General features: G+C 37.0%; 12 protein-coding genes and 1 pseudogene. 5 read left to right on the forward strand and 8 right to left on the reverse strand.

Annotation, left to right across the window (positions count from 1 at the left end):
- Positions 1–805: 805 nt before the first annotated feature.
- The 4 genes from PEDSA_RS09220 (at position 806) to PEDSA_RS09235 (ending at position 5376) form a co-directional block, all read left to right on the forward strand.
- Positions 806–3652, forward strand: coding sequence for a TolB family protein (locus PEDSA_RS09220; RefSeq protein ID WP_013632888.1), 2847 nt, complete (start codon positions 806–808; stop codon positions 3650–3652).
- Positions 3653–3654: 2 nt separating this feature from the next.
- Complete coding sequence (locus tag PEDSA_RS09225) at positions 3655–3954, forward strand: hypothetical protein (RefSeq protein ID WP_013632889.1); 300 nt, start codon at positions 3655–3657, stop codon at positions 3952–3954.
- A gap of 51 nt (positions 3955–4005) precedes the next feature.
- Positions 4006–4749, forward strand: coding sequence for a DeoR/GlpR family DNA-binding transcription regulator (locus tag PEDSA_RS09230; RefSeq protein ID WP_013632890.1), 744 nt, complete (start codon positions 4006–4008; stop codon positions 4747–4749).
- A 99-nt stretch (positions 4750–4848) separates the two neighbouring features.
- Positions 4849–5376 (forward strand): DUF1697 domain-containing protein, encoded by a 528-nt coding sequence (locus PEDSA_RS09235; protein ID WP_013632891.1) that lies wholly within the window; start codon positions 4849–4851, stop codon positions 5374–5376.
- 32 nt (positions 5377–5408) lie between these two features.
- On the opposite strand, the gene PEDSA_RS09240 is transcribed toward PEDSA_RS09235, so the two are convergent.
- The 8 genes from PEDSA_RS09240 to PEDSA_RS09275 form a co-directional block, all read right to left on the reverse strand.
- Positions 5409–6356, reverse strand: coding sequence for an aldo/keto reductase (locus PEDSA_RS09240; protein ID WP_013632892.1), 948 nt, complete (start codon positions 6354–6356; stop codon positions 5409–5411).
- 253 nt (positions 6357–6609) lie between these two features.
- Entirely contained in the window at positions 6610–7059 is a 450-nt protein-coding gene (locus tag PEDSA_RS09245) for a hypothetical protein (RefSeq protein ID WP_013632893.1), read from the reverse strand.
- Positions 7060–7070: 11 nt separating this feature from the next.
- Positions 7071–8525 (reverse strand): SusD/RagB family nutrient-binding outer membrane lipoprotein, encoded by a 1455-nt coding sequence (locus PEDSA_RS09250; RefSeq protein ID WP_013632894.1) that lies wholly within the window; start codon positions 8523–8525, stop codon positions 7071–7073.
- 11 nt (positions 8526–8536) lie between these two features.
- Positions 8537–11605: a SusC/RagA family TonB-linked outer membrane protein gene (locus PEDSA_RS09255; RefSeq protein WP_013632895.1), complete on the reverse strand. Its 3069-nt coding sequence runs from the start codon at positions 11603–11605 to the stop codon at positions 8537–8539.
- 341 nt (positions 11606–11946) lie between these two features.
- A complete protein-coding gene (locus tag PEDSA_RS09260) occupies positions 11947–13398 on the reverse strand; it encodes a glycoside hydrolase family 10 protein (RefSeq protein WP_013632896.1) in 1452 nt (483 codons plus the stop codon).
- A gap of 73 nt (positions 13399–13471) precedes the next feature.
- On the reverse strand, positions 13472–14899 hold the full coding sequence (locus PEDSA_RS09265) for a DUF4623 domain-containing protein (protein WP_013632897.1): 1428 nt from the start codon (positions 14897–14899) through the stop codon (positions 13472–13474).
- Positions 14900–14928: 29 nt separating this feature from the next.
- Complete coding sequence (locus PEDSA_RS09270; RefSeq protein ID WP_013632898.1) at positions 14929–16743, reverse strand: RagB/SusD family nutrient uptake outer membrane protein; 1815 nt, start codon at positions 16741–16743, stop codon at positions 14929–14931.
- 17 nt (positions 16744–16760) lie between these two features.
- On the reverse strand, positions 16761–20225 hold the full coding sequence (locus PEDSA_RS09275; protein WP_013632899.1) for a SusC/RagA family TonB-linked outer membrane protein: 3465 nt from the start codon (positions 20223–20225) through the stop codon (positions 16761–16763).
- Positions 20226–20699: 474 nt separating this feature from the next.
- On the opposite strand from PEDSA_RS09275, the pseudogene PEDSA_RS09280 reads away from it, so the two are divergent.
- A pseudogene (locus PEDSA_RS09280) lies at positions 20700–21797 on the forward strand (transposase).
- Positions 21798–22044 lie beyond the last annotated feature (247 nt).

The following is a 22044-nucleotide window of genomic DNA, read 5'->3' on the forward strand; positions in this document are numbered from 1 at the left end:
CGGTTCATCGTAATAATCAAGGCTACTCTTCGTTATCTATTCTCATAAGAAGCGAACTATTCAAACTAGTAATTAGCTACCTGAACAGCCTGCGTATTCAGAAGATCTTCGAGTGATCTATTTGAATAAAAAAAAGAAAAGCAGAACATTCCCAACGACAAACATCAATTCAACCCAGCCAAATCTTTAGATAAAACTCCTTAGAAAAACACCTCTCCGATAAAGCTAAAAAGACGCCCGAATCATTCGACACTTATTTAAAACTAACAGCACAAATCAAAATAGTCTCTACAATAGATTAGGACTTAATACAACTGGTCATCGCTACGGACATCACAAGATTTAATTTCATAAAACACAATACAAATTTTACACTAAGAACTTTTAAAAACTCAAAAATAATCACTTAAAATATTCTAAAATAATCACACGAAGGATAGCTAAACACATAAAAAAAAGGCGTCTAAATTCTAAAATTATTTTGTCGGAGATCATGCGAACCTAACATTCATTAGAATTGAAAGAGTATACAAAACGCCAATTTCAATTAAAAAAAATCAAGAAATACGCTTCACTAAGTGTAATATACTTTCCAAAATAAAAAGACTATATTGCAATTAGAAAAACGACACTAAAGAGCACAATAAACGTCATTAAAACAAAAAAAACATCAAGAAATCATAAAAAAAACAAAACAAATAATAACCTAATAATCAGTGTACTAAAAAAAGAAAATAAAGTATAAATTCAACAAAAAAACCAACCCAAAAACTTAAATTACTAATATTTTTAGCTAAACAAAATAATGCATCTTTATAAAATAATAATATCATTAAAAATCAGTTACTTATTACTAATTATATCAACAACAACTTCACATAATGTTTTTGCGCAGTTTTTCAATGGAAGCCAAAACCACCCTAGTGTAAAGTTCAAGCAAATAACACAACCAGGTTATCAAATCATCTTTCCTCAGGATGCAACTGAACAAGCACAAAAAGTAGCCAATGTATTAGAACATGCAATCAAAGATGTCAGCAAAAGTTTAGGTCACTCCCCTCGCCCCATTAGTATCATTTTACAGATACAAACCACCGAAGCTAACGGCTTTGTGCAGATGGCTCCAAGGAGAATGGAATTATACACTATCCCATCACAGGAGTTCGACTTTCAAGACTGGCTAAGTAGTTTGGTTATACACGAACTCAGACACGTAGTTCAATATGACAAGTTGGTTCCAAATCTAGGAGCTCCTCTTTTTGAAGAACTGAAACTTGCTCTTTTTGGAGTCAATTTACCGGCTTGGTTTTTCGAAGGGGATGCCACAATCACCGAGACATTATTGACTGAAGCAGGAAGGGGAAGACAACCAATTTTTGATCAAAGTTTGAGAACCAACCTTCTTTCCAACAGAAAATATTCCTACTCAAAAAACTACCTGGGCTCATTAAAAAATATCACGCCCAATTACTACACCCTGGGATACTATATGACTGCCAAGTTGAGATATGATTATGGAAAAGACATTCTTAACAGCACACTTTCAAGAATAGGAAAATTCCCTTTAAGACCATACAACTTTAGTCGCTCTTTAAAGCGAAACGGAGCATACACTACTACTCAACTTTACACCCAAACCATGCAGTATTTGGATTCAGTTTGGACTGTAGAAAAACATAAAAGAATACCCCAAAAATATAACCCTCTAAATCCTGTATCTTTAAGACAACCGAGCAACTATTTACTCCCTCTAGAAATAAGCAAAGACAGTATCTTATTTTTAAAAACATCTCTTTCAGAACCTAATCATATTGGAATATTACATGACAATATAGAGCAAAAAATAACAAGCATTGGCCCTCAGTTAGAGAATAATTTTTCTTATGCAAACGGTAAAATCACGTGGGATGAATATCGGCAGGATGAACGTTACGGCAAAAGAACATACAACGAGATCAATATATATAATTTACACACTAAGAAACACTCAACACTAACAAAAAGGAGCAAAAGCTTCTCTCCCGCTCTCTCTAAAGACGGGAAAAATATAGCTTTTGTAAGTGTTGACGATTCCGGAGATTTTAACCTTAAAGAAATTAGTCTCGATCAGAAAATCACCGAGCGAGCTTTTCCAAAATTTGAAGGATATATACTGCAAACTCCAAGCTATAGCAAGGATGGGAAAAAAGTTGTTGTAACGGGTGTAAACGAAAAGGGTAAAACAATTTTAATTTATGACAAAGACAAACAGCTTTGGACAAAATTATTCGAAGAAGAAAGGCAACTTATTTCCCGCCCGATTTTTGCACTAAATGGAATTTTATACAAAGCTCATTATACCGGTGTAGAGAATATCTTTTATTTCGATCTGGAGAAGAAAAAAAAATATCAAATCAGCAATTCTGAATTTGGGGCTACAAATGCAAGTTTAGTAAACTCGGAAGACGAGATTTTATTTAACGATTACCAGGCAGATGGTTACAACATCGTAAAAGCTATTTTAAAGCCTTATAAAGAAATTTCAGCACCAGACACAACCCAATACAACCCTATCTTTTTAGATCGGCTTAAAACACAGGAAAACACTCAAAACGTATTCGAGAATATCCAATACAAGACTTATCCGATAAAAAAATATTCAGAGCTTGCACATCTTTTCTATTTCCATAGCTTAACTCCAATTGCAGAGAATCTGGACAATGATGCCCGCATAGGCTTTAATCTGGTTTCCGACAACAAGCTCAATACCCTTTCTTCTTCTATAGGTTATGCTTACAACTCAAGCATCGGCTCTAATGAATTTTTCTCTAAAATCAGCTACAAAAAATATTACCCCATATTTTCTGTGGATTATACAAATGAAGAAAATCTTTCCTATGCCAGACTCCCTGTACAGGGAGGATACAAACCCGTTCCGTTTACATGGCGAGAAAGCAGAACAAATTTCGAAGTATATGTACCATTTTTCAAAAACTGGCTCAATAAAGGTTTTTCAACCGGATTACGAATAGGTACTAGTTATATCCAAAAATCAGATCCTTCTATAAGACTTATAGGTTACAAAAAAACATTGTTATTTCCTATGCAGTATCAACTTTCCCTTTCTTACAGTACCACTAAAGCAGCTAGAGATTTGGCCCCTAAATTTGGTATCAGCATTTTGGCGAATTATCAAAATTACCCTTTCGATAATAAAGTGAATGGCGAATTCATTTATCTAAAATCAGCAATCTTTCTTCCGGGAATGTACACCAATCATAGCTTTCAATTGCGATACAGCCAACAACATTCCTCAGGAACCTTTGTTTATAACACAAGTATACCCAGAGCCAGAGGGTATAGCCACTTCTCTCCCATTGCAAAACTTGAAAACACGATGTTGCTAGATTATAAGCTTCCAATCGCTTATCCCGACTGGGAGCTAGGTCCAATCGCTTATATCAAAAGGCTAAGAGGCGGCCTCTTTTCAGACTTTGAAAACTTCAACGCAGACAAAGCTTTTAAAAGTTATGGACTTTCATTTGGTGCGGACATGAATTTATTGCGATATTACCTCCCAAATTTCGCATTAGATACAAGATTTATCATTCCAGCACAAAAAAATACATCAAAAAATGCGATATTCGAAATAGGTTTAACCTTCAACTATTAAGGATGAGTTTTAAGACAATATTTATTATCGTAGTGACCGTACTCGTCACAGTGATCTTAATGCAAAATCAGGACGAGGTTCTTTTTAAAGTTTTATGGAAAGAATTATATGTGTCTAAGCTTATAATGATGCTTTCACTAACTTTCGCAGGTTTCATTATTGGATTGATACTTGGCAGACCAAAAAGTAAAAATGAACCCAGGCAAATTCCTCTGGAAATAAACAATAACAATGAGGAAAGTGCCAACTTTAGCGAAAACAAACACACCTTAAGTGAAGAAGATAGAGATTATATCAGTTAAAGATAAATCTCGCTGACGTTATTGATTAAAGATTAACCCAAAATACCGTTTATGTTAAAGGAAGAACGCCAGAATTACATCATCAGACAGATTAATCTTCACAACAAGGTTCTATCGTCAGATTTAAGCGTACAACTAAATGTATCTGAAGACACAATCAGAAGAGACCTGAATGAACTTGCCGAAGCGGGAAAGATTTTAAAAGTACATGGTGGCGCACTTTCGAAATCTTTTCAGTATCCGTTTCAGGAGAATAACACATACGCAAAAGATTCAAAAAAAGAAATCGCCAGAAAAGCCCTACGCTTAATTAAAAACGATATGATTTTATTGGTTAGCGGAGGCACGACAATGATTGAATTAGCCAGAATGCTTCCGGATACACTTAAATGTACAATTTTCACCATAAGCCCGTTGGTTGCGTTGGAATTAGCAGAAAAACCTTCTATTAATGTTATTTTATTGGGCGGACAATTGTCTAAAAGTGCACATATCAACACCGGATCGCTAACAATTAGTCAGCTTTCAGATATAAAGGTTGATCTCTGTATTCAGGGAGCAAATAGTATTTCTATAGAAGATGGTTTAACAGATTCAGACTGGGAAGTAGTACAAATTAAAAAAGCTATGCTAAAATCGGCAGTAAAAACCGTTATTATTTGTATTGCGGAGAAGTTAAACTCTTCACAAAAACTTCGTGTGTGCCAATTGAATGCTATAGATTATTTAGTTACTGATTTGAGCCCTAACGATCCCCTGTTAAGTCATTACAATACTCACTTGCAAATAATCTAGTACCATCTTAGAAATAAAAACCGGTTCCTAAAAGTTTTTTAAGCACTAATAAGTTTGAATGAATAAGAACATTTATTTTCGACCTAACGATAAATAATTATGGAATATTGTGCTTTTCTTAGAGGTGTAAATGTAAAAGGGACTAACATGAAAATGGCAGACGTTTGTCGTGTTTTCGAAGATACCGGAATGGACAAAGTCAGTTCTGTCCTGGCGAGTGGAAATATTATTTTCTCTTCAGGAGACAACACAGACAATCTGAAATCTATTTTAGAAAAAGCAATGTCTTCCCGTTTTAATTATGATGCCTCTTTATTTATCCTAAGCGAACTACAAATAGCAGAACTTATTAAAAACAATCCGTACGAACAATCAAACGATCTGCATATTTATATTTTTATTGGGAATAGAGGAGTCGAAGAAATTTTATTGAAAGAATTTCAGCAATCTTTAAAAACAGAACTGGAGAGGGGAAAAATTGTAAAAAATGCATTTTATTGGCAAGTTCCAAAAGGAAACACCTTAGACTCTACGTTTGGTAAGGTTTTAGGAAAAAAAAGCTTAAAAGATCAATTTACATCCAGAAACATAAATACGATCGAAAAAATACTAAAGAAAATGAGTTAGAAGCAAATTCTAACCCATTTTCTTTAGTACTGCTAATAAACACTGGCTTGATTTAGCTTTTCTATATCCTGAGAATCTAAATTTAAAGAAGCAGCAGATAGAATACTATTCAACTGATCCTTTGTTGTAGCACTTACAATCGGCGCCGTTATAGACGGTCTTTTTAATAACCATGCCATAGATACCGCAGCCGGAGCACTATTATGTTTCGCAGCAACCTCATCTAAGGCAGTCAGGATCCTTTTCCCTCTTTCATTAAAATACTTAGCCATTCCTTCTCCTCTCACACTTTTAACCAAATCTTCTTCAGTTCTGTATTTGCCGGTTAAAAAGCCGGATTCTAAAGAAGAATAATTAATTACTCCCAGATTATTATCCAAACATAATTGCTCTAATTCCTTTTCGAAGCCTTCTCTTGCATATAGGTTATAATGAGGTTGAAATGTCTGATACCTTGGCAAACCTTTGTCCGATACTTCTAAAGATTCTTTCAGCCTTTCTGCCGAAAGATTAGATGCTCCTATGGCTCTTACTTTTCCTTCTTTAATTAATTTATCATAAGCAGATAATGTTTCCTCAACAGGCGTTTCCAGTACATCCCAATGTGTTTGATAAAGGTCTATATAATCGGTTTGAAGGCGTTTCAACGATCCTTCTACAGTTTTTAAAATGTAATCTTTGGTTATATTTTTCCCATGTTCACGATTTTCCGATCCGACTTTCGTGGCTATTTTCACTTTTTCTCTATTTCCTCTGGACTTGACCCAGTTCCCTATAATAGTTTCAGATTCACCGCCAACATTTCCATTAGCCCAATAAGAATAGGTATCAGCGGTATCAATAAAATCAAACCCCGAATCAAGAAATATGTCTAACAATTCGAATGAGCGGCTTTCATTAATAGTCCAACCAAAAACATTGCCTCCAAAAGTTATTGGAGATACGAAAATCCCGGATTTCCCAAGTTCTCTTTTTTCCATAGTCTAAAATTAAGTCGTTGAGCTACAATATACAAAGAAACTAACGAACCTCAAAAGCAAAAAGAAGTCGTTTCAAAACAAAAATTCACAGCTAAGTGTGGTCAACTGTATTTCTGTTCTCGGAAGAAAGTCAAAAGTGAACGGCTTATAACAAAAAACTTGCCTGCCATATATACAATAAGTAAACAGACAGGCAAGTTTAAATCATGACGATGCATCAATTTAGAGATTATCTCTTCGAGTTAAAACCAGCTTATTTTACTGCTAGTGCTAAAACTGATTTTTTAACCAAAGTATTTTTATTAACTACCGTAACTTCCATATTTATTGCTGTACCAACGGCAACATTAGGTACTGTATAATTAAAAATTAATGAATCTGTTTTAGATTTTACAGAGTAAGCGGATTGATAAGGTTTCGTTTCCACCAGCTGATAAGTTCCTCCGGTACCAACCATAGAACGCAGTTCAATTTTGTCGATCGGTTCATCCGACCAATATCTTAAATCCAGTTTGATAGTTTGTCCCGTTGGCACCTTATTGTCAGCCTGAGCGGGTGTTACCGAAAAAGCTGCTATTACAGGAACTTTCCCTATAACAGTGACATTATCTTTCAACCATTGATCAGCATCTTTTTCGCATGCTTGCAAAAACGTGGCTCCTATCAAAATTAAAAGCATATATTTTAAATTGAATAATTTCATAACACTATAATTTACTGAAACAACCATATTTTCACTGCCTGACTGGCTACTTTCGGAACATTAGGATTTCTTCCCGGCTCATTATCTGCATAATTCCCCCGCTGAACCCATTCTGTACCTAATAAATTCTTAAATGGTTTCGTCAATCCTATATAAACATTGGTATCGTACTGGTATCTTCTCATATCCGTCCATGTTTCCATTTGCAAGAACAAAGCAATGTATTTTTGCATCATGATATCAGCCAAAGTAAAATTATTAGCTCCCTTAGCTATCAAAGGGCTGCTAGTATATGTACTAATATTCCCTGCACTGACACCAAACTTCAGCATGCTGCTTCTTATTCCTTCCAGATAGGCTTCGTAAGCAAGTTGCTTATCTGTTGCAAACAATGCTTCGGCTTTAATAAACTGAATCTCAGAATAGGTAATAATTGGAACCGGAGAAGTCATTTTACCATAGTAGGTATTCGCGGTAATATCAGTATTGGCCAGGTTAGCTCCCTGTTCGTTATCCTGAGTTCCTACCGGTCTGCCGATATAAACAGCTGCACCGCCGTTATCAACCAGAATTGGCAATCTTGGATCCACAAGTCCAGGATATCTTGTACCGTTCATCAAATCAATAATGTATTTAGATGGCCTGGCATATCTGGAAGCTGGGGTGGCAATGGACAGGTTGGTATACCACGGATGATTCCTTTCAGAAGTATAAGACAATTGTAAATCCTCAGCTCCGGTATCTTTGTTAAATCCATTCTTGGCATCTGCAACTGCCAATGCAGCGTTTGCCACATTTTTCTTGGAAAGATGGATATAATAACGAGCTCTGGCAGAATAAGCAGCCCTAAGCCATTTCGGAATATCTCCTTTATAAATCAAATCGGTTGTTCCTACTCTCGAAGCAGCCAAATCTGGTAATGGCTTTGATAAATCAGTAATCGCATTATCAAGCAACCCTTTAATAGTGACATTATAAAGTTGTTCCTGTGAATCATATTTAGGGCTCAAATTTGCGGCCTGGCTAAAAGCCTCGGAATAAGGAATATCACCCCAAATGTCGGAACACTGCATCAGTGTTAAAGCTGTCAACAACTTACCAATACCCGCGTAATGGGGCAAGTTTGCCTGTTCTGCTCTATCTATCATATCTTTTAGAGTGGGTAACGCCCTTAGATAAGCAGATTCCCATATATTATCAAACCCATAGGGGTTATAAGAATCTATGTTTGCCGCTTGTCCTGAATTACCTGCAAGATATTGCGGATAAAAGTTACCATATTGGCCTGCATTCCAAAAAGAAGTTGCCGTTTGTTGAATGGCAGAAGGAAGCAAGCCTGCAACCGTAACCTGAGACCCTTTTAACTTCTCAGGATCATCGTTAATATCCAATTGCTTGTTACAGGATACCAGCAAGCAGATTCCTCCTAAGGCAAGCATAATGGTGTTAAATTTCATCTTTTTCATAATCTAAAACCTTAGAATGTAACATTTAGTCCAAAATAAATATTCCTTGTAGCCGGTATACCTGTTCCTACATAACCTACCGCATTTGATGCAGATCCGTAAGTACTGGATTCCGGATCAAAACCTACAAAAGGCGTTGTAAGCCATAAATTATTGGCCGTAACAGAAACAGAAGCAGATTTAACAAAACCACTTTTTGGCAAAGCAGATTTTGGCAATCTATATCCCAAAGCTACATTCTGAAGCCTTATCCAGGAACCATCTTGGAAACCGTTATTTTCCGAAGCCAACCTATATTGGAAAGCGTTATTATAAAAATTTTGGTCTATATTAACTTGTATATCATTGGGAACATATTGTGGCGCCTGCGCTGTTCCTGTATTTTTCACACCTTTAAATACTACAATAGTATTACGCATTTCCGTTTCAGCTCCAATTCCGGTAATGTAACGCTGCCATTTTACAATATCATTAACGTAACCACCTTTTCTGAAGCTGAATTGAAAGGAGAAATCAAAATTTTTGTAAGATAATGAAGATCCTAACCCACCAATCCAATCAGGGAAGGCGTTACCTATAAGGTAATTGTCCGATAGTGGTTGCGGAACAATGGGATATCCGTCAGGGCCAATTAGAAGCTCTCCGTTATATTTTCCGGATGGATCATCCTTAACCCTTATATAAGGCCAACCATACCAATCTCCGGGTCTGCCTCCTTTTTTAATAATTTGTTTATTCCATGGACTTTCGGGATTGAAAGTAATTTCATTTACTCCTTCTGGCATCGAAAGCACTCTGCCTTTTGTTTGAGACCAATTTAGGTTCACATCTAAACTAAAATCCGTGGTTTTAACCAAGTTCGCATTAAGAAGCATTTCTAAAGAATTATTTCTGATTTCGCCGGCATTTGTTACCCACAAATCAAAACCACTTGCATAACTTACCGGAACAGGAACAATCTGATCCACACTATTCGTAATCGCATAGTTTACATCCAACATAATCCGGTCTTTCAGGAATCTTAATTCTGTTCCAAATTCTAGTCCTTTTGTGCGCTCAGGTCTTAAAGTCTCTGAACCGAAAGTAGTTACTCTCGTGATACCACTTACACCTGCAAAGGCTGGCAAGGTATTATAATAAATACCTATTTGGTAGGGATCAGCGTCTTTCCCCACCTCAGCGTAAGACGCCCTTAGCTTTCCAAACGACAAAAAAGAATCATTATCCAGCTTTAACGCGTCGCTGAAAACATAACTTAAACTGGCGGATGGATAAAAGAATGAACGATTATCTTTTGGAAGCGTAGAGGACCAGTCATTTCTGGCGGTTAAATCCAAAAATAGCTGATTTTTATAGTTAAGCTTTAAATCTCCAAATACCCCAATGATATATCTTTCCGGCCGGATAGAAGTTGTAGTATAAACTACATAATTATTTATACTTCGAAGATTAGCCACTACGGCCTGTGAACCTGAAGTCACTAAATTACTGCGCTTTATATCGGTGATAGACTGTCCTACCAATAAAGTTGCCGAGAAATCATCTGTAAATTGCTTGGTTCCTCTCGCTAAAAAATTCGAATTGATTTCTGTGTAACCTATTCTCTGTTCAGTCATAGAGCCTTGTCTGGATACCAAAAGCCCAACCTCATTAAAAGATTGTCTAAAATCAGAGTAATTATCAATCCCTATCTTATAATTGAAGTTCAGCCAGCTATTAGGCGAATAATCTACGCCGGCCGTTCCAATAATCCTGTTTACATTATCGGTTAAGAAAGAGTTATGTGCAAAATAAAAGGGGTTATCTATCGCTGTGTTATACACTTTTTGAGATCCATCTGGATTTAGGTAGTCTGCAGGGTCAACGGTGTTGGTATGACGCATAAGATAGAAAATAGCACCAGAACTTATCCCCGTTCTTGGATTGGTGCCTCCCGATTTTATATAGTTGGCAGAAGCATCGAATTTCAATTTTTCCGATGTTTTGTAATTGGCTGAAAGTTTTATTGAAGTTTTTCCATAATCTGAATTTGGGGTAACTCCATTCTGGTCAAAATTTGAGAATGAGGTATAATAACTAGCTTTTTCATTACCTCCGCTTATAGTTAAGGAGTTCTGAAATTGGTGGCCAGTTCCGAAAAACGAATCATAGGGATTATAAACCTTTGTATCGGGACCTATTGGTGGTCCCCAGGTATTTACACTACTGGCCAGGGCGCCGTTATTTCCATTACCATATCGTGTCTGAATTGGCGGTGTTTTAACCACGTTATCTAAACTATAAGAAGTCTTATATGACACCTCTGTCCTTCCGGATTTTCCTGATTTGGTTGTAATAACGATGGCTCCGTTTGCCGCCCGCAGACCATAAAGCACTGACGCCGCCGGGCCTTTCAGCACAGTCATAGTTTCAATATCATCTGGATTGAGATCCGCTATACGATTTGTCGTCTGAAAATTATCATTGATCGACGTACCGGCATTTGAAGTAAAATTATCCGTTGCATTCGAAACCGGAATCCCATCTATCACAAACAAAGGCTGATTGTCTGCACTTGGACTTAAGGAATTTATCCCCCTTACCTGAACCCTAGAACCAGATCCCGCCGCTCCTCCGGATCCGGTGACTTGCACACCGACTACTTTCCCCTTAAGTGCATTCAGAGCATTTGTTTGATTAGTAGACTCCAAGTCTTTGGCACTGATCTCCTGCACCGAGTACCCCAGAGATCTTTTATTTTGCCTAACTCCCAGCGCTGTAACTATTACCTCGCTTAAAGCCTGGCTGCTTTCTACCATCGAAATGTTTAGATCATTGTCATTCGACACAGTTTTTTCCTGCGTTACGAAACCCAAATACGAAAACACCAAAACATCTGTTGGTTTAGCTTTTAGGGTAAATTTACCCTCTGGGTTAGTTTGTGTACCTGCGCTAGAATTCTTAATTGTAACCGCTACACCCGCCAGCGGCATATTATCAGCCGCTGATTTAACTACACCCCGAATTGTTTTCTCTTGTGCGGTAATTGCTTGTATGCACAAAAAGAAGAACAAAAGTAATAACCGTAGTTTCTTGTTCATAATCAATTAGTTGGTTTAAAATTGTAACCAAAAATTGTAATAATTGTTTTTCATAAAGGCAAAAATAATTCATAAAAACGCATAAACACGCAAAATATCACTCGTTAAAATCTAAATAGCCGCACAAACACAAGAAACTATATGCAAAAACACTTAGATTTAATGCTGTATATTATTGAAAACGCAAAGGAAATCGATTAATTTTCTTATGATTGGTAGTACAAAGTTTGGGAGATCGGAAGGTTAACTTGATTCTATATTTTTATTAATCGTTTAGTAATCAATTAATCTAAAGAGCTTGATTAGTTGATTGAATCAAGCTCTTTTTAGGGCAATTTAAATTATTTCTTTTCTATGGTTGACGTAGCTACACTTTCCAGATTATCTACATTTAATGCTGTTACGCAATAAAAGCCTTTTTCTGCGACATTCATTGTAGTATTATTGGTGATACCTACAACTTTACCTGTAGCTTTCAAATCTGAAAAATAATATACCACACTTCTTAAATTGGCCCCGGATACCTTCCAGGTCAATTCATTACCGCTTACGCTTAAATTAGTTGGAACGGTTGGCTTAGGAGCGACTTCCCTACCCGCAAAAGGCATAACGACATTATGACTGTAAAGCTCTTTTAGTTTATTGGTAATACCAATTCTATTAGCGATAACATCACGAGCTGAATAAATCGCAGAACCTACAACATACTTGTTTTTCTGTGCCAAATCAAATTGTCTTGCTAGTTGATCTACATTTTGAAATGCAGCTCCGCCATCCGAAGCGCCAAATTTATAATAACCATATCCAATAACAAGCTGTGCTTTCCCCCTAAACTGAGTCCAATCTGCAAGATTTCCTTCAAAAGGATTTGATGAATTTCCAATTTCCTGGTATAATTGAGGTATTAGGATATCTACCCATCCAGAAGATGTCCATTTGGGCAGATCAGCAAACATAGTATTATAATTATAGGTTCTGCTAGCAGCTGGTGAAACTGAAAAAACAACCTCTGGCTTTGTCGATTTTATTGTATTAAAAACACCTTCAATAGCCTTTTCAACATTACCACGTCTAAAATCATCTTTCTTTGTATAAGCGGCTCCATATTTCACAAAATCAGCATCATCATTATAGGTGAATCCCGAAGGATAAAAATAGTCATCAAAATGAACCCCGTCCACATTATATTTAGTAATCAGATCTTTTACAATATCATTCAATCGCTGCCTCACTTCTGGCAAAGCCGGATTATATATACGAATGGTTGGCAAATCAATAACCCAGGAAGAAGGAATAGTGGACGGTAGTGTCGCAAATGAAGCCGACTCCGACGCTCGGGTAGAAATCCTATAGGGATTCATCCAGGCATGAAATTCCATACCTCTGGCATGTGTTTCATCAATTAAAAACTTTAAAACATCGTAACCCGGGTCTACTCCCCTAGTACCGGAAACTGATGCCGACCATGGCTCATAAGGAGAGTTGTAAAATGCATCCGCCATTCCTTTAATCTGAAAAATCACTGCATTAAACTTAAGCTCTTGAAGACGATCCAACATGTCTTTATATTTTTGCTTTTGAGCAGCTTCCCCTCGTACTCCAGGCCAGTCCAATTCCCATACCGTCGCGAACCAGGCTGCCCGCATTTCTTTCTTAGGAAAATTCAAATCTGTGGAAACAGGTGGCTCTATACCAGGTGACGGTGTAGGCTTAGTTTCTGAGTCTTTACTACAACTATTTAAAACCAGCGCCAAACAAACAAAAATACCTGCGTTAATGAGTAGTCTTTTCATATCATCTATATTAAATGTAACGAAAGCTAAAGGGCATAATTCAAATCATTATGCCCTATTATTCCGTTGAAAATTAGTCTTTAGCAATATTTACTGGAAACTCAATAATCGCAAATCCTGCGTCTGTAGTAGCACCATAAATCATTAGCTTTTGATCTTTACCTTTTGCATCTTTAACCACATAAAATCCTGATTGAGTACCAGGAGCTGTATTTGTAGCTCCGGAAATTAGAAACTCATACACAGGCTTTTTCTCGGTTTGTTCAAAAGCTACAAAAGCATCATTTATAGTTGCTCCTCTTGTAATATTATAAACTCTTAACACAGAATTTATACCATTAGGAGCTCCCCTTGGAATTGTTATTGTCAATAAATACCTCTCTCCATTAAAATTAATGACTCTAGGATCAGCAGAGCCTATCGGTAATGTTGATACAGCAAAAGTATGAGAGGCCTTACCCGAAGCATCAATTAAAGATATCGGCTTAGAATGCCCGCCTATAATATAAGTTCCCGTATTTCCGACTAAATTAACTGTAGACCACTGCTCATAGTTAGTTGCTGTACTAATCAAAGAAACCTCTGTTGATCTGTTATAATTTTCAATCTTAACTCTGATAATATTAGAAGTAGCAGAAGTAAAAAAGGCATAACCATTACCATTAGCGTCTAAAGCTATAGAAAAATTGTCCCCATGACGTGCTGCCGCCCCTGGGATGGCAGCTACATTAATATCCGCGACTACTTCCGGTGTAGATGTGGGGCTAGCCCAATGGTAGAGTTTTAATGGAGATGTAGCGGCCCCCGACAAACTAGCAACGTAAGAATGTCCATTTACCTGAGCAGCCATATTATAAGAATAAGTACCTCCCGTAACCCCGGTAGTAGACAGTGGAATTGGTGTTTTATCATTAACTTTAAGCTTTTCGACATCCAATAAATGTACACCAGAAGTTCCTCTACTTGCAATTAATACATATTTACCATCAAACCCAGTTCCTCTTGTAAGTTGCCCTGCAAAAGCTGGATAAACTGCAGCCGGGCCTTTATTTGCAGAAAAATCATAGACAGTAGGCAGGCTAAAATCTGCACCATAAACTGGAACTTTTAAACGAAGTTTAACCAAATATTCACGATAACGCGGTAAATTCTGTACTTTAATAACAATAGTTTTTTCACTCTCTCCTTCTAGAAAGGTTACTGGATAAACCTCCTTATCCAATGTTGCGCCATTTGATAATTCAGCTTCAAATTTCAAATTTTGGAAATTAGTTAAGGTATCTAATCTTGGAAAAGTAATTTCTTTCGTGTCTTCATTTACAACCCCCTCAACCACTCCATTCCCTGTTTCTCCTGCACTAACAATCTTAATCGACTTTATCACCGTAAAATTGCTACCAGAATCTAAAGCTTCAGGAAAATCATCTGAACAAGAAAACAGATTAATCAACACAAACAGACTCGCCAGCCCATATATTGACATTTTATTTAATGATTTCATTTTTTCAGTTTTTAAAATTAACAATCAAATTAATTCTGAGGCCAACCTTCTGTTTGCTTCAAAACGTAACCTCTGGATGCGTATTGATCAATCTGAACTAACCCTACAGGAGTCAAATAAGGATTAATATTTGCTATATTTAAAAATGGTAAACGAGGCTTATTCGTTTGGTTTTTGTAGAATCCAATCATCAAACCACCATTGGAACCATTATAGATGGTTTCTTTGCCAGTTAAATCTACAACAGACAATACATTAACATTCTTGGCCGCTAACTCTGTTGATAGCTCTGTACTAAAATTAACCCATCCACCTGACATCAAATCTTTATTTAAAGTATTATCGATATACTCCAATTTTTTCCAGCGCCTTAAATCAGTCAAACGAAAAGTTTCAAATGCAAATTCAAGTCGACGCTCTCTTCTAATTTCCCACAAAAGCGGAGAAACTTCAGGATCACGATTTGGATCGACTGGTATGGCCCCCAAAACTAAATTTGACACCTTACTAACCCCTCTATCAAGTGCTTCTTGAGCCACAGGACGTAGACGTATTTTATTAATAGACTTATTTATATCATCCTGAGAAACAGCCACTCCCCCTAGTGTTTCTAATTCTGCTTTTGCTTCAATCCAATTCAACAAAACTTCAGCATAGCGTAAAACAGGAGCATCAGTTTCGTTTTTGTCACCTGTATACTCTGCTGGCAAAGCTTGTCCATTTACTTTTACAGCCTTCTCGATTTCCCTAGGAAAATACTTTGTGATATAATACATTGAGCTCCGGTTTAAAGCATTAGGTTTTGAGTAAAACGTAGCCTCAAAACGAGGATCTCTGGTTTTAATCATGTTAGCCAAATCAAATTTTGCCGCGTCTGCTAAAGTTGAATTTTCAAAAGGCCTGCCATCCGTACATAAATAAGCTTTTAGAAGATCAGTAGTAGGTCCATTATTAGTAGACTCTTGTAAATTACTATTAGAAGCTATCGAATGGCGAATATTCTGAGCGCCATCATAAACCCGATACAGCACCATATCCTTATTACCTTTCAAATCTTTTGACGTGAATTGTAATTTATAATCTGTAACAATATCATATTTACCACTGTTCATATCAATCTGCGCGCACTCTACAACCAATTCATAAAACTTTTTAGCTCGCTCAGCATTATTGTAATGGTATTTTTGCCAAGATGCTTCGATAAGCGCTAACCTAGAGATAAAGCCTGCCGCGATGAATCTATTTAAATTTTGGTCTCCATCGTTCGTACGAATATTATCCAATACAAAACGCCAATCCGCATAGACATGATCCATCACTTCATTACGTGGAGTTCGAGCCTTGTACAACTCATTCAGATCCGTATCAGCAACCTCTTTATCAATATATGGAACATCTCCATATATTCTTACCAATTCTGCATACTCAAAGGCTCTAAAAAATTTCCCAACAGCTAACCAGTGATTTTTGGCCTCAGCCGTTAAAATATTACTCATTCTTGTTTCAACTCGATCAATCATTATATTAATTGACCGTACATTACTATAGCTCCAAATACCACTATTAGGAACCGAACGAGTTAAATTTGGTTGATTACCAAGAACAACCATGTCATCATTATTTGTATTACCAATTAATGGTACATTACCACTAGAAAAACCACTTCCATAACCTTCGAAATAATCCGTGTAATATTTGTTAGCATAAAGCCTCACCTTATTTTCACTGGTCCACCCATTCGAGTTGTCATCTAATGTTGTCAGGGGAGGACGATCTAGAAATTTTTCACAGCTAGAAAAAGAAAGCAATATAGCTGATGTGAATAATATATATTTAAATTTCATTTCTTTCCTTTTAATGATTAAAAACCTAATTGAACTCCAACTGAAGCTGACTTAAAAGTAGGATTTGATGTTCCCGTTCTACCTAAGTTATAGTTAGAATCTTTTAACATAGAATATCCTGAAATCGTCTCAGGGTCAATTGGCAAGCCTCTTAATTTATCAAACGTAAACATGTTCTCTAATGAGATAAAGAATCTTACATTTGATAACTTAACTCTTTCTACTACTGTTTTTGGAATTGTATATCCTATAGAAATATTCTTAATTCTCAAATACGCCATGTTTAACATATATCTAGATTGTGCCCGCATAACGTAACCTTCATCAGCACCATTATAATTCCAAGCTCGAGGATAAAAAGCATTAGTACGATCAGGCCTCCAATAATCCGTCGCAAAAGTTAAAGGCATCCCTCCCTCTTTTGAATAATATCCTGGGATAGCAAGCTGTCCGGATCCCCAGATTTTTCTTTTTCCAACTCCTTGTAGGAATACTGCTAAGTCAAAACCTTTCCAATCTGCACCAATACGAAAGCCAAACTGATAACGAGGAGTAATGTTTCCAATCACCACACGGTCACCGGGAGATCCATTTGTACCTTTTCCTGCATCAATGTATCCATCACCATTAACATCAACAAACTTGATATCTCCTGGACTAATTAACAAGGTTTGATTACCATCTTCGAAATAAGTTTGATACACAGGGTTATCTCCAGCCAGCATATTAGTACGTTTACTAGTGCCATTGTAAATGATGTTAGTTTGTACAAATTTACCATTAGCATCATACACAAAGTCTTCCGCCTGGAATAAACGATCGGTTACAAACCCATATACATCTCCATATCTTCTTCCTGTAGAATAGGTTGTACTTAACGATCTATCTTCCCATGGGGTTTCAAAATCAGCACCCTTTGTGATAAATGTAGTTGCATCAGAGATATTTGCCATTAGATTTAAACCCAACCCTTTTTCGAACCGATGGTTAAAATCCATTTCCAATTCCCACCCACGTGTACGTAAATTACCATAATTTCCCAGAGGAGCTCCAGTACCTAAAGTTGCTGGTCTAAAATCACCTGCAATAATCATATTATTGGTATTTCTCTCAAACCATTCGGCTGTAACACCAAATTTATTTTTGAAAAATTTTAAATCAACTCCAACATTCAGGTGTTCAATATCTTGCCATGTTAAACCTGCCCCAACCAATCTCGGTGTCCCTATAATAACTGTTGGTGTTCCGGCAGAGCCAATCCATGTTGTTTTCCCTCCTGACGTCATCTCACGCATATACAATCCATTACTAATAGATTGATCACCTATACTTCCCCAAGAGGCTCGAAGTTTAGCAAAACTTAAAACTGGATTTAGTGTTTTCAATAAATTTTCTTCAGACAACACCCAACCTGCCGAGACAGATGGATACCAATTCCATCTCATATAAGACGGAAAACGTGACGAAGCATCCCTCCGAATATTTGCCTCGAGCAAGTACTTATTATTGAAAGCATAATTAAAACGACCAAAAAATCCTATTTGAGAATCCCAGTCCCTAAACCCTGATGCCTTTTCGGTACCATCTGCGAAATTAAAGAAAGGATCTTCAGAATCGAACAATCCATTTCTGCTTGCAGATTGCCAATTTTCATCATTAGCAACAATATTAGTTCCGGCCATAAATTTAAATTCATGCCCTCCTGCAATATTCAAATTATAGGTAGAAAATGCATTAAATGTATGCTTTCTGCTAAATCTATTTTCTTGTCCATAAAATGTTTGAGCAGGTAGAACGTAATCTGTCATTGGAAACTGATAGGCCAACATCCCACCATTATCAGTTGGAACTCCATTTTCATCTACATAAATCTGTCGCCCATTTTCATCCCTCCAAGGCTCCACTCCATACCAATGTGTCTTAGCACTTAATTGAGGTATTGAAGATTTAAAATCTTTAGTCAAAGTGCTGTAAGTATAATCGGCTTGTAAATCCCATTTTTTAGTAAACTTAACAGTTGTACCAAGATTAAGATTTAGATATTTATCCGTTTTAACTGCATCTTTAGAAGTTCTGGCAGTATAAGCTGGATCAATGATATCTTTACCATTTTCTTGAACCCCGACAGGAAATAAAAGAGACCACCTATACAGATATAGCCAAGGGTCAGCTGCAAATCCTGTTGAGTTTGTTGAATTGGGATATCTTTTAGTACCTTCTGAATAAAGTGCAGCCCCCCTTAAACTGACATGTTCACTTAACTCTGTTGAAACTTTCAAAGTAGGATTAAAACGTTTGAAATCATCATGAGGAGCAGGCTTCATCATACCTTGTTGTCCCAAATAGCCTAAACTAAAATAATAATTTGTTCTACCGGTTCTACCGTTCAGCCCCAAATTATGTTGATGAGAAAAAGGAAAATCTTTAACCATTGCATCAACAGGATCATAAAGTCTATAGCCAAATTTTTGCGTTCCATCCCATATCCAGTCACGTCCATAAACTACCGGATCATTATTACCTATAACCCCTCCATACTTATCTTGCCATTCTCTTATTTTTTCTAAACTAGCTCTATCAACACGCCAAAAACCACCTGCAGGGCCTGCTTGTCGCATATTTTCGTGGGCATCAACCGTATATTCCAATCCTTCAATACCTGCTAATTCAATTTTCTTAAATGGAGACTGCCATGAAAGATTATTTGAATAAGTTACATTGTTGCTTTCAGTTTTAGCCCCTTTCTTCATTGTCACCAAGACTACTCCGAAAGCTGCTTTTGCTCCATAAATTGAGGCTGAAGCAGCATCTTTCAAAACAGTAATGCTTTCTATATCATTTGGATTAATATACTGAAGACTAGGAACCTCCACATTATCAACTAACAATAGAGGGCTTGCCCCTCCGTAAGGCGATCCTACTTGACCTCTAATCCTTAATACTGCATCAGAACCAACCTCACCACTGGGAACCACCACTGAAAGTCCCGGCACCGCTCCTTGCAGTCCACGACCAGCATCCGAAATAGGCCTACCACCCATAATCTTCTCAACATTTACTGAAGATACTGCACCGGTTAAATGTCCCTTTTTCTGCTGACCATAACCAACCACCACAACCTCTTCTAAAACTTTATCCTCGTTATCTAACGAAATATTCATTTGGGAAGAGGTTACGACAAGATCCCTTGGTTTATAACCCAAAAAGGACACGCGCAGCGTTTGTCCATTTGTTGCCTCGATCTTAAAATGACCGTTTAAATCAGTCATTGTGGATTTTGAGGTTCCCACAACAGAAACCGATGCTCCTGCAATAGGACCATCCTTATCAGACACCGTACCTTGTACGATATTCTGTTGCATCCCTCGGCGAGATGCTCCTTCTAAAAGATCTCTAGACGCCACCTTCACCCAAGTCTCAGCATGGAGTTCGGGTAACAATAAAAATCCTAAAGCAGCAGAGAAGAGTAATGATTTTCTCATGTTCAGATTATTAAATCGGTTTATAAATTCGAACCACTAGCATTAATGCATATTAAAAGATAAAAACGCATAAACACGAATCTAATTTAAGCATAAATCCGAAACTTACAACTTATATTTTTTTTATTTTACACCACAAATGAGCAAATACAAACAAAATACACTCAAAAAGCTCATTTAAGCAAACAGGAAGTAAAAAAAATAAAACAGCAATAAAACGCAAAATAAAGCAACAACAGGTAGGTGGGATCTAAAAATCGGAAGTATGAAGAAGCGAGAAAGACATTTGAATAATAGTATAAAACTTCAAACTGAATAAGTGCTGTGAACTTATTTAAGAAAAGCCATAAAAAAGCCCGTGAAATACCTAGGGCACTGAAAAAGTCCCCTTAAGATTGGGCTAAAAAAGGAGTGTAAAACAACAGTTTTCTGCTCTTTTTTCGTATCTTGAAGTAGGCTTTAACGGACATCAGGATACTTTCCACCCAACAAAAAATACTGTTCAGTTCCTATTCAGGACTGTACAATATCATTGTTCCAAAAGACAATCTACTTCGAAAAATCAACGATCTTATCGATTTCAGTTTTATCTATGACAAGCTTTCGAAGAAGTATTGCCACACTAATGGACGCAACGCTGAAAGTCCCATCAAGATGTTCAAGTACCTTTTGTTAAAAACAATTTACACCGTGTCGGATGTAGATGTCGTCGCTCCAGATATGATATGTCCTTTAAATACTTTCTTGAAATGGCCCCTGAGGAGGATGTGATCAATTCAAGTTCGCTTACAAATTCCGTAAAATACGATTAAAAGATATGGATCTATTGAACCTGTTGATCAATAAGACCGTAACGATTGCCCTTGAAAAGGGTATTATTAAGTCAAAGTCCATCATCGTAGACGCGACCCATACCCCATTCCAGATCGCCCCCTTATTCAGCATTGGAAGTACTCAAGGAGCGTTCCAAGCTGTTAAGGAAAGCAATATATCAGATTGATGAGGATTACAAAGGACATCTACCACAAAAGAACGAATCCAACGACCTGGATCAAGAGCTTACCTATTGCAGGGAATTACAGAGGGTCCTTGACCAGGATCAATCTATCAGTCAAATACCGGCTGTGAAAGAAAAGCTGAACCTTTTAAAGGAAACTTCCGCTATAACAAGGACGCAGGGATGTTTGTCTGTCCGGCAGATCATTTGTCCATCAAAAAAGCTCGGGGAGGAAAACGAACGGAGTGAGTAATCAAGTTGACAGCTATTGCTTTGATGTAGAGAAGTGTAGGGTTTGCCCTCTTAGAGAAGGATGTTACAAGGAAGGAGCAAGAACTAAGTCCTATTCAATCTCCGTAAAAACTGATCTTTACAAAGATCAGATAGCTTTTCAGGAATCAGATTATTATGGCAGAAAGTCTAAGGAGAGATATAAAATCGAAGCAAAGAACAGTGAGCTCAAGAATGTCCATGGTTATGGAAGAGCAGATTCCTATGGTGACCAAAATATGGAAATGCAGGGTGCAATGGCCATCTTCACAGTAAATTTGAAAAGAATCCTGAAATTGATCTAAAAAGGAGGAGTATTACCTCAAAAACAGTCGAATTGGGATACTCAAAACTCCAAATATTAAGTCCTAGTCGACGAAACCTACAATAAGGCCATGAAAAAACAAGCTCCAGAAATCCTTTAAACAAAAATGACCGAGTAAGGTAAATCCTGTACTCAGTCATTTCTTAAGACTCATTAAAATGTTAAAGCTTTTTCAGTGCCCTCGAAATACCGGGTCTTTTCAAAAATTTAAAAATAAAGTTTTTACA

Origin of the sequence: Pseudopedobacter saltans DSM 12145 (assembly GCF_000190735.1) — a bacterium.
GTDB classification, from domain to species: Bacteria; Bacteroidota; Bacteroidia; order Sphingobacteriales; family Sphingobacteriaceae; genus Pseudopedobacter; species Pseudopedobacter saltans.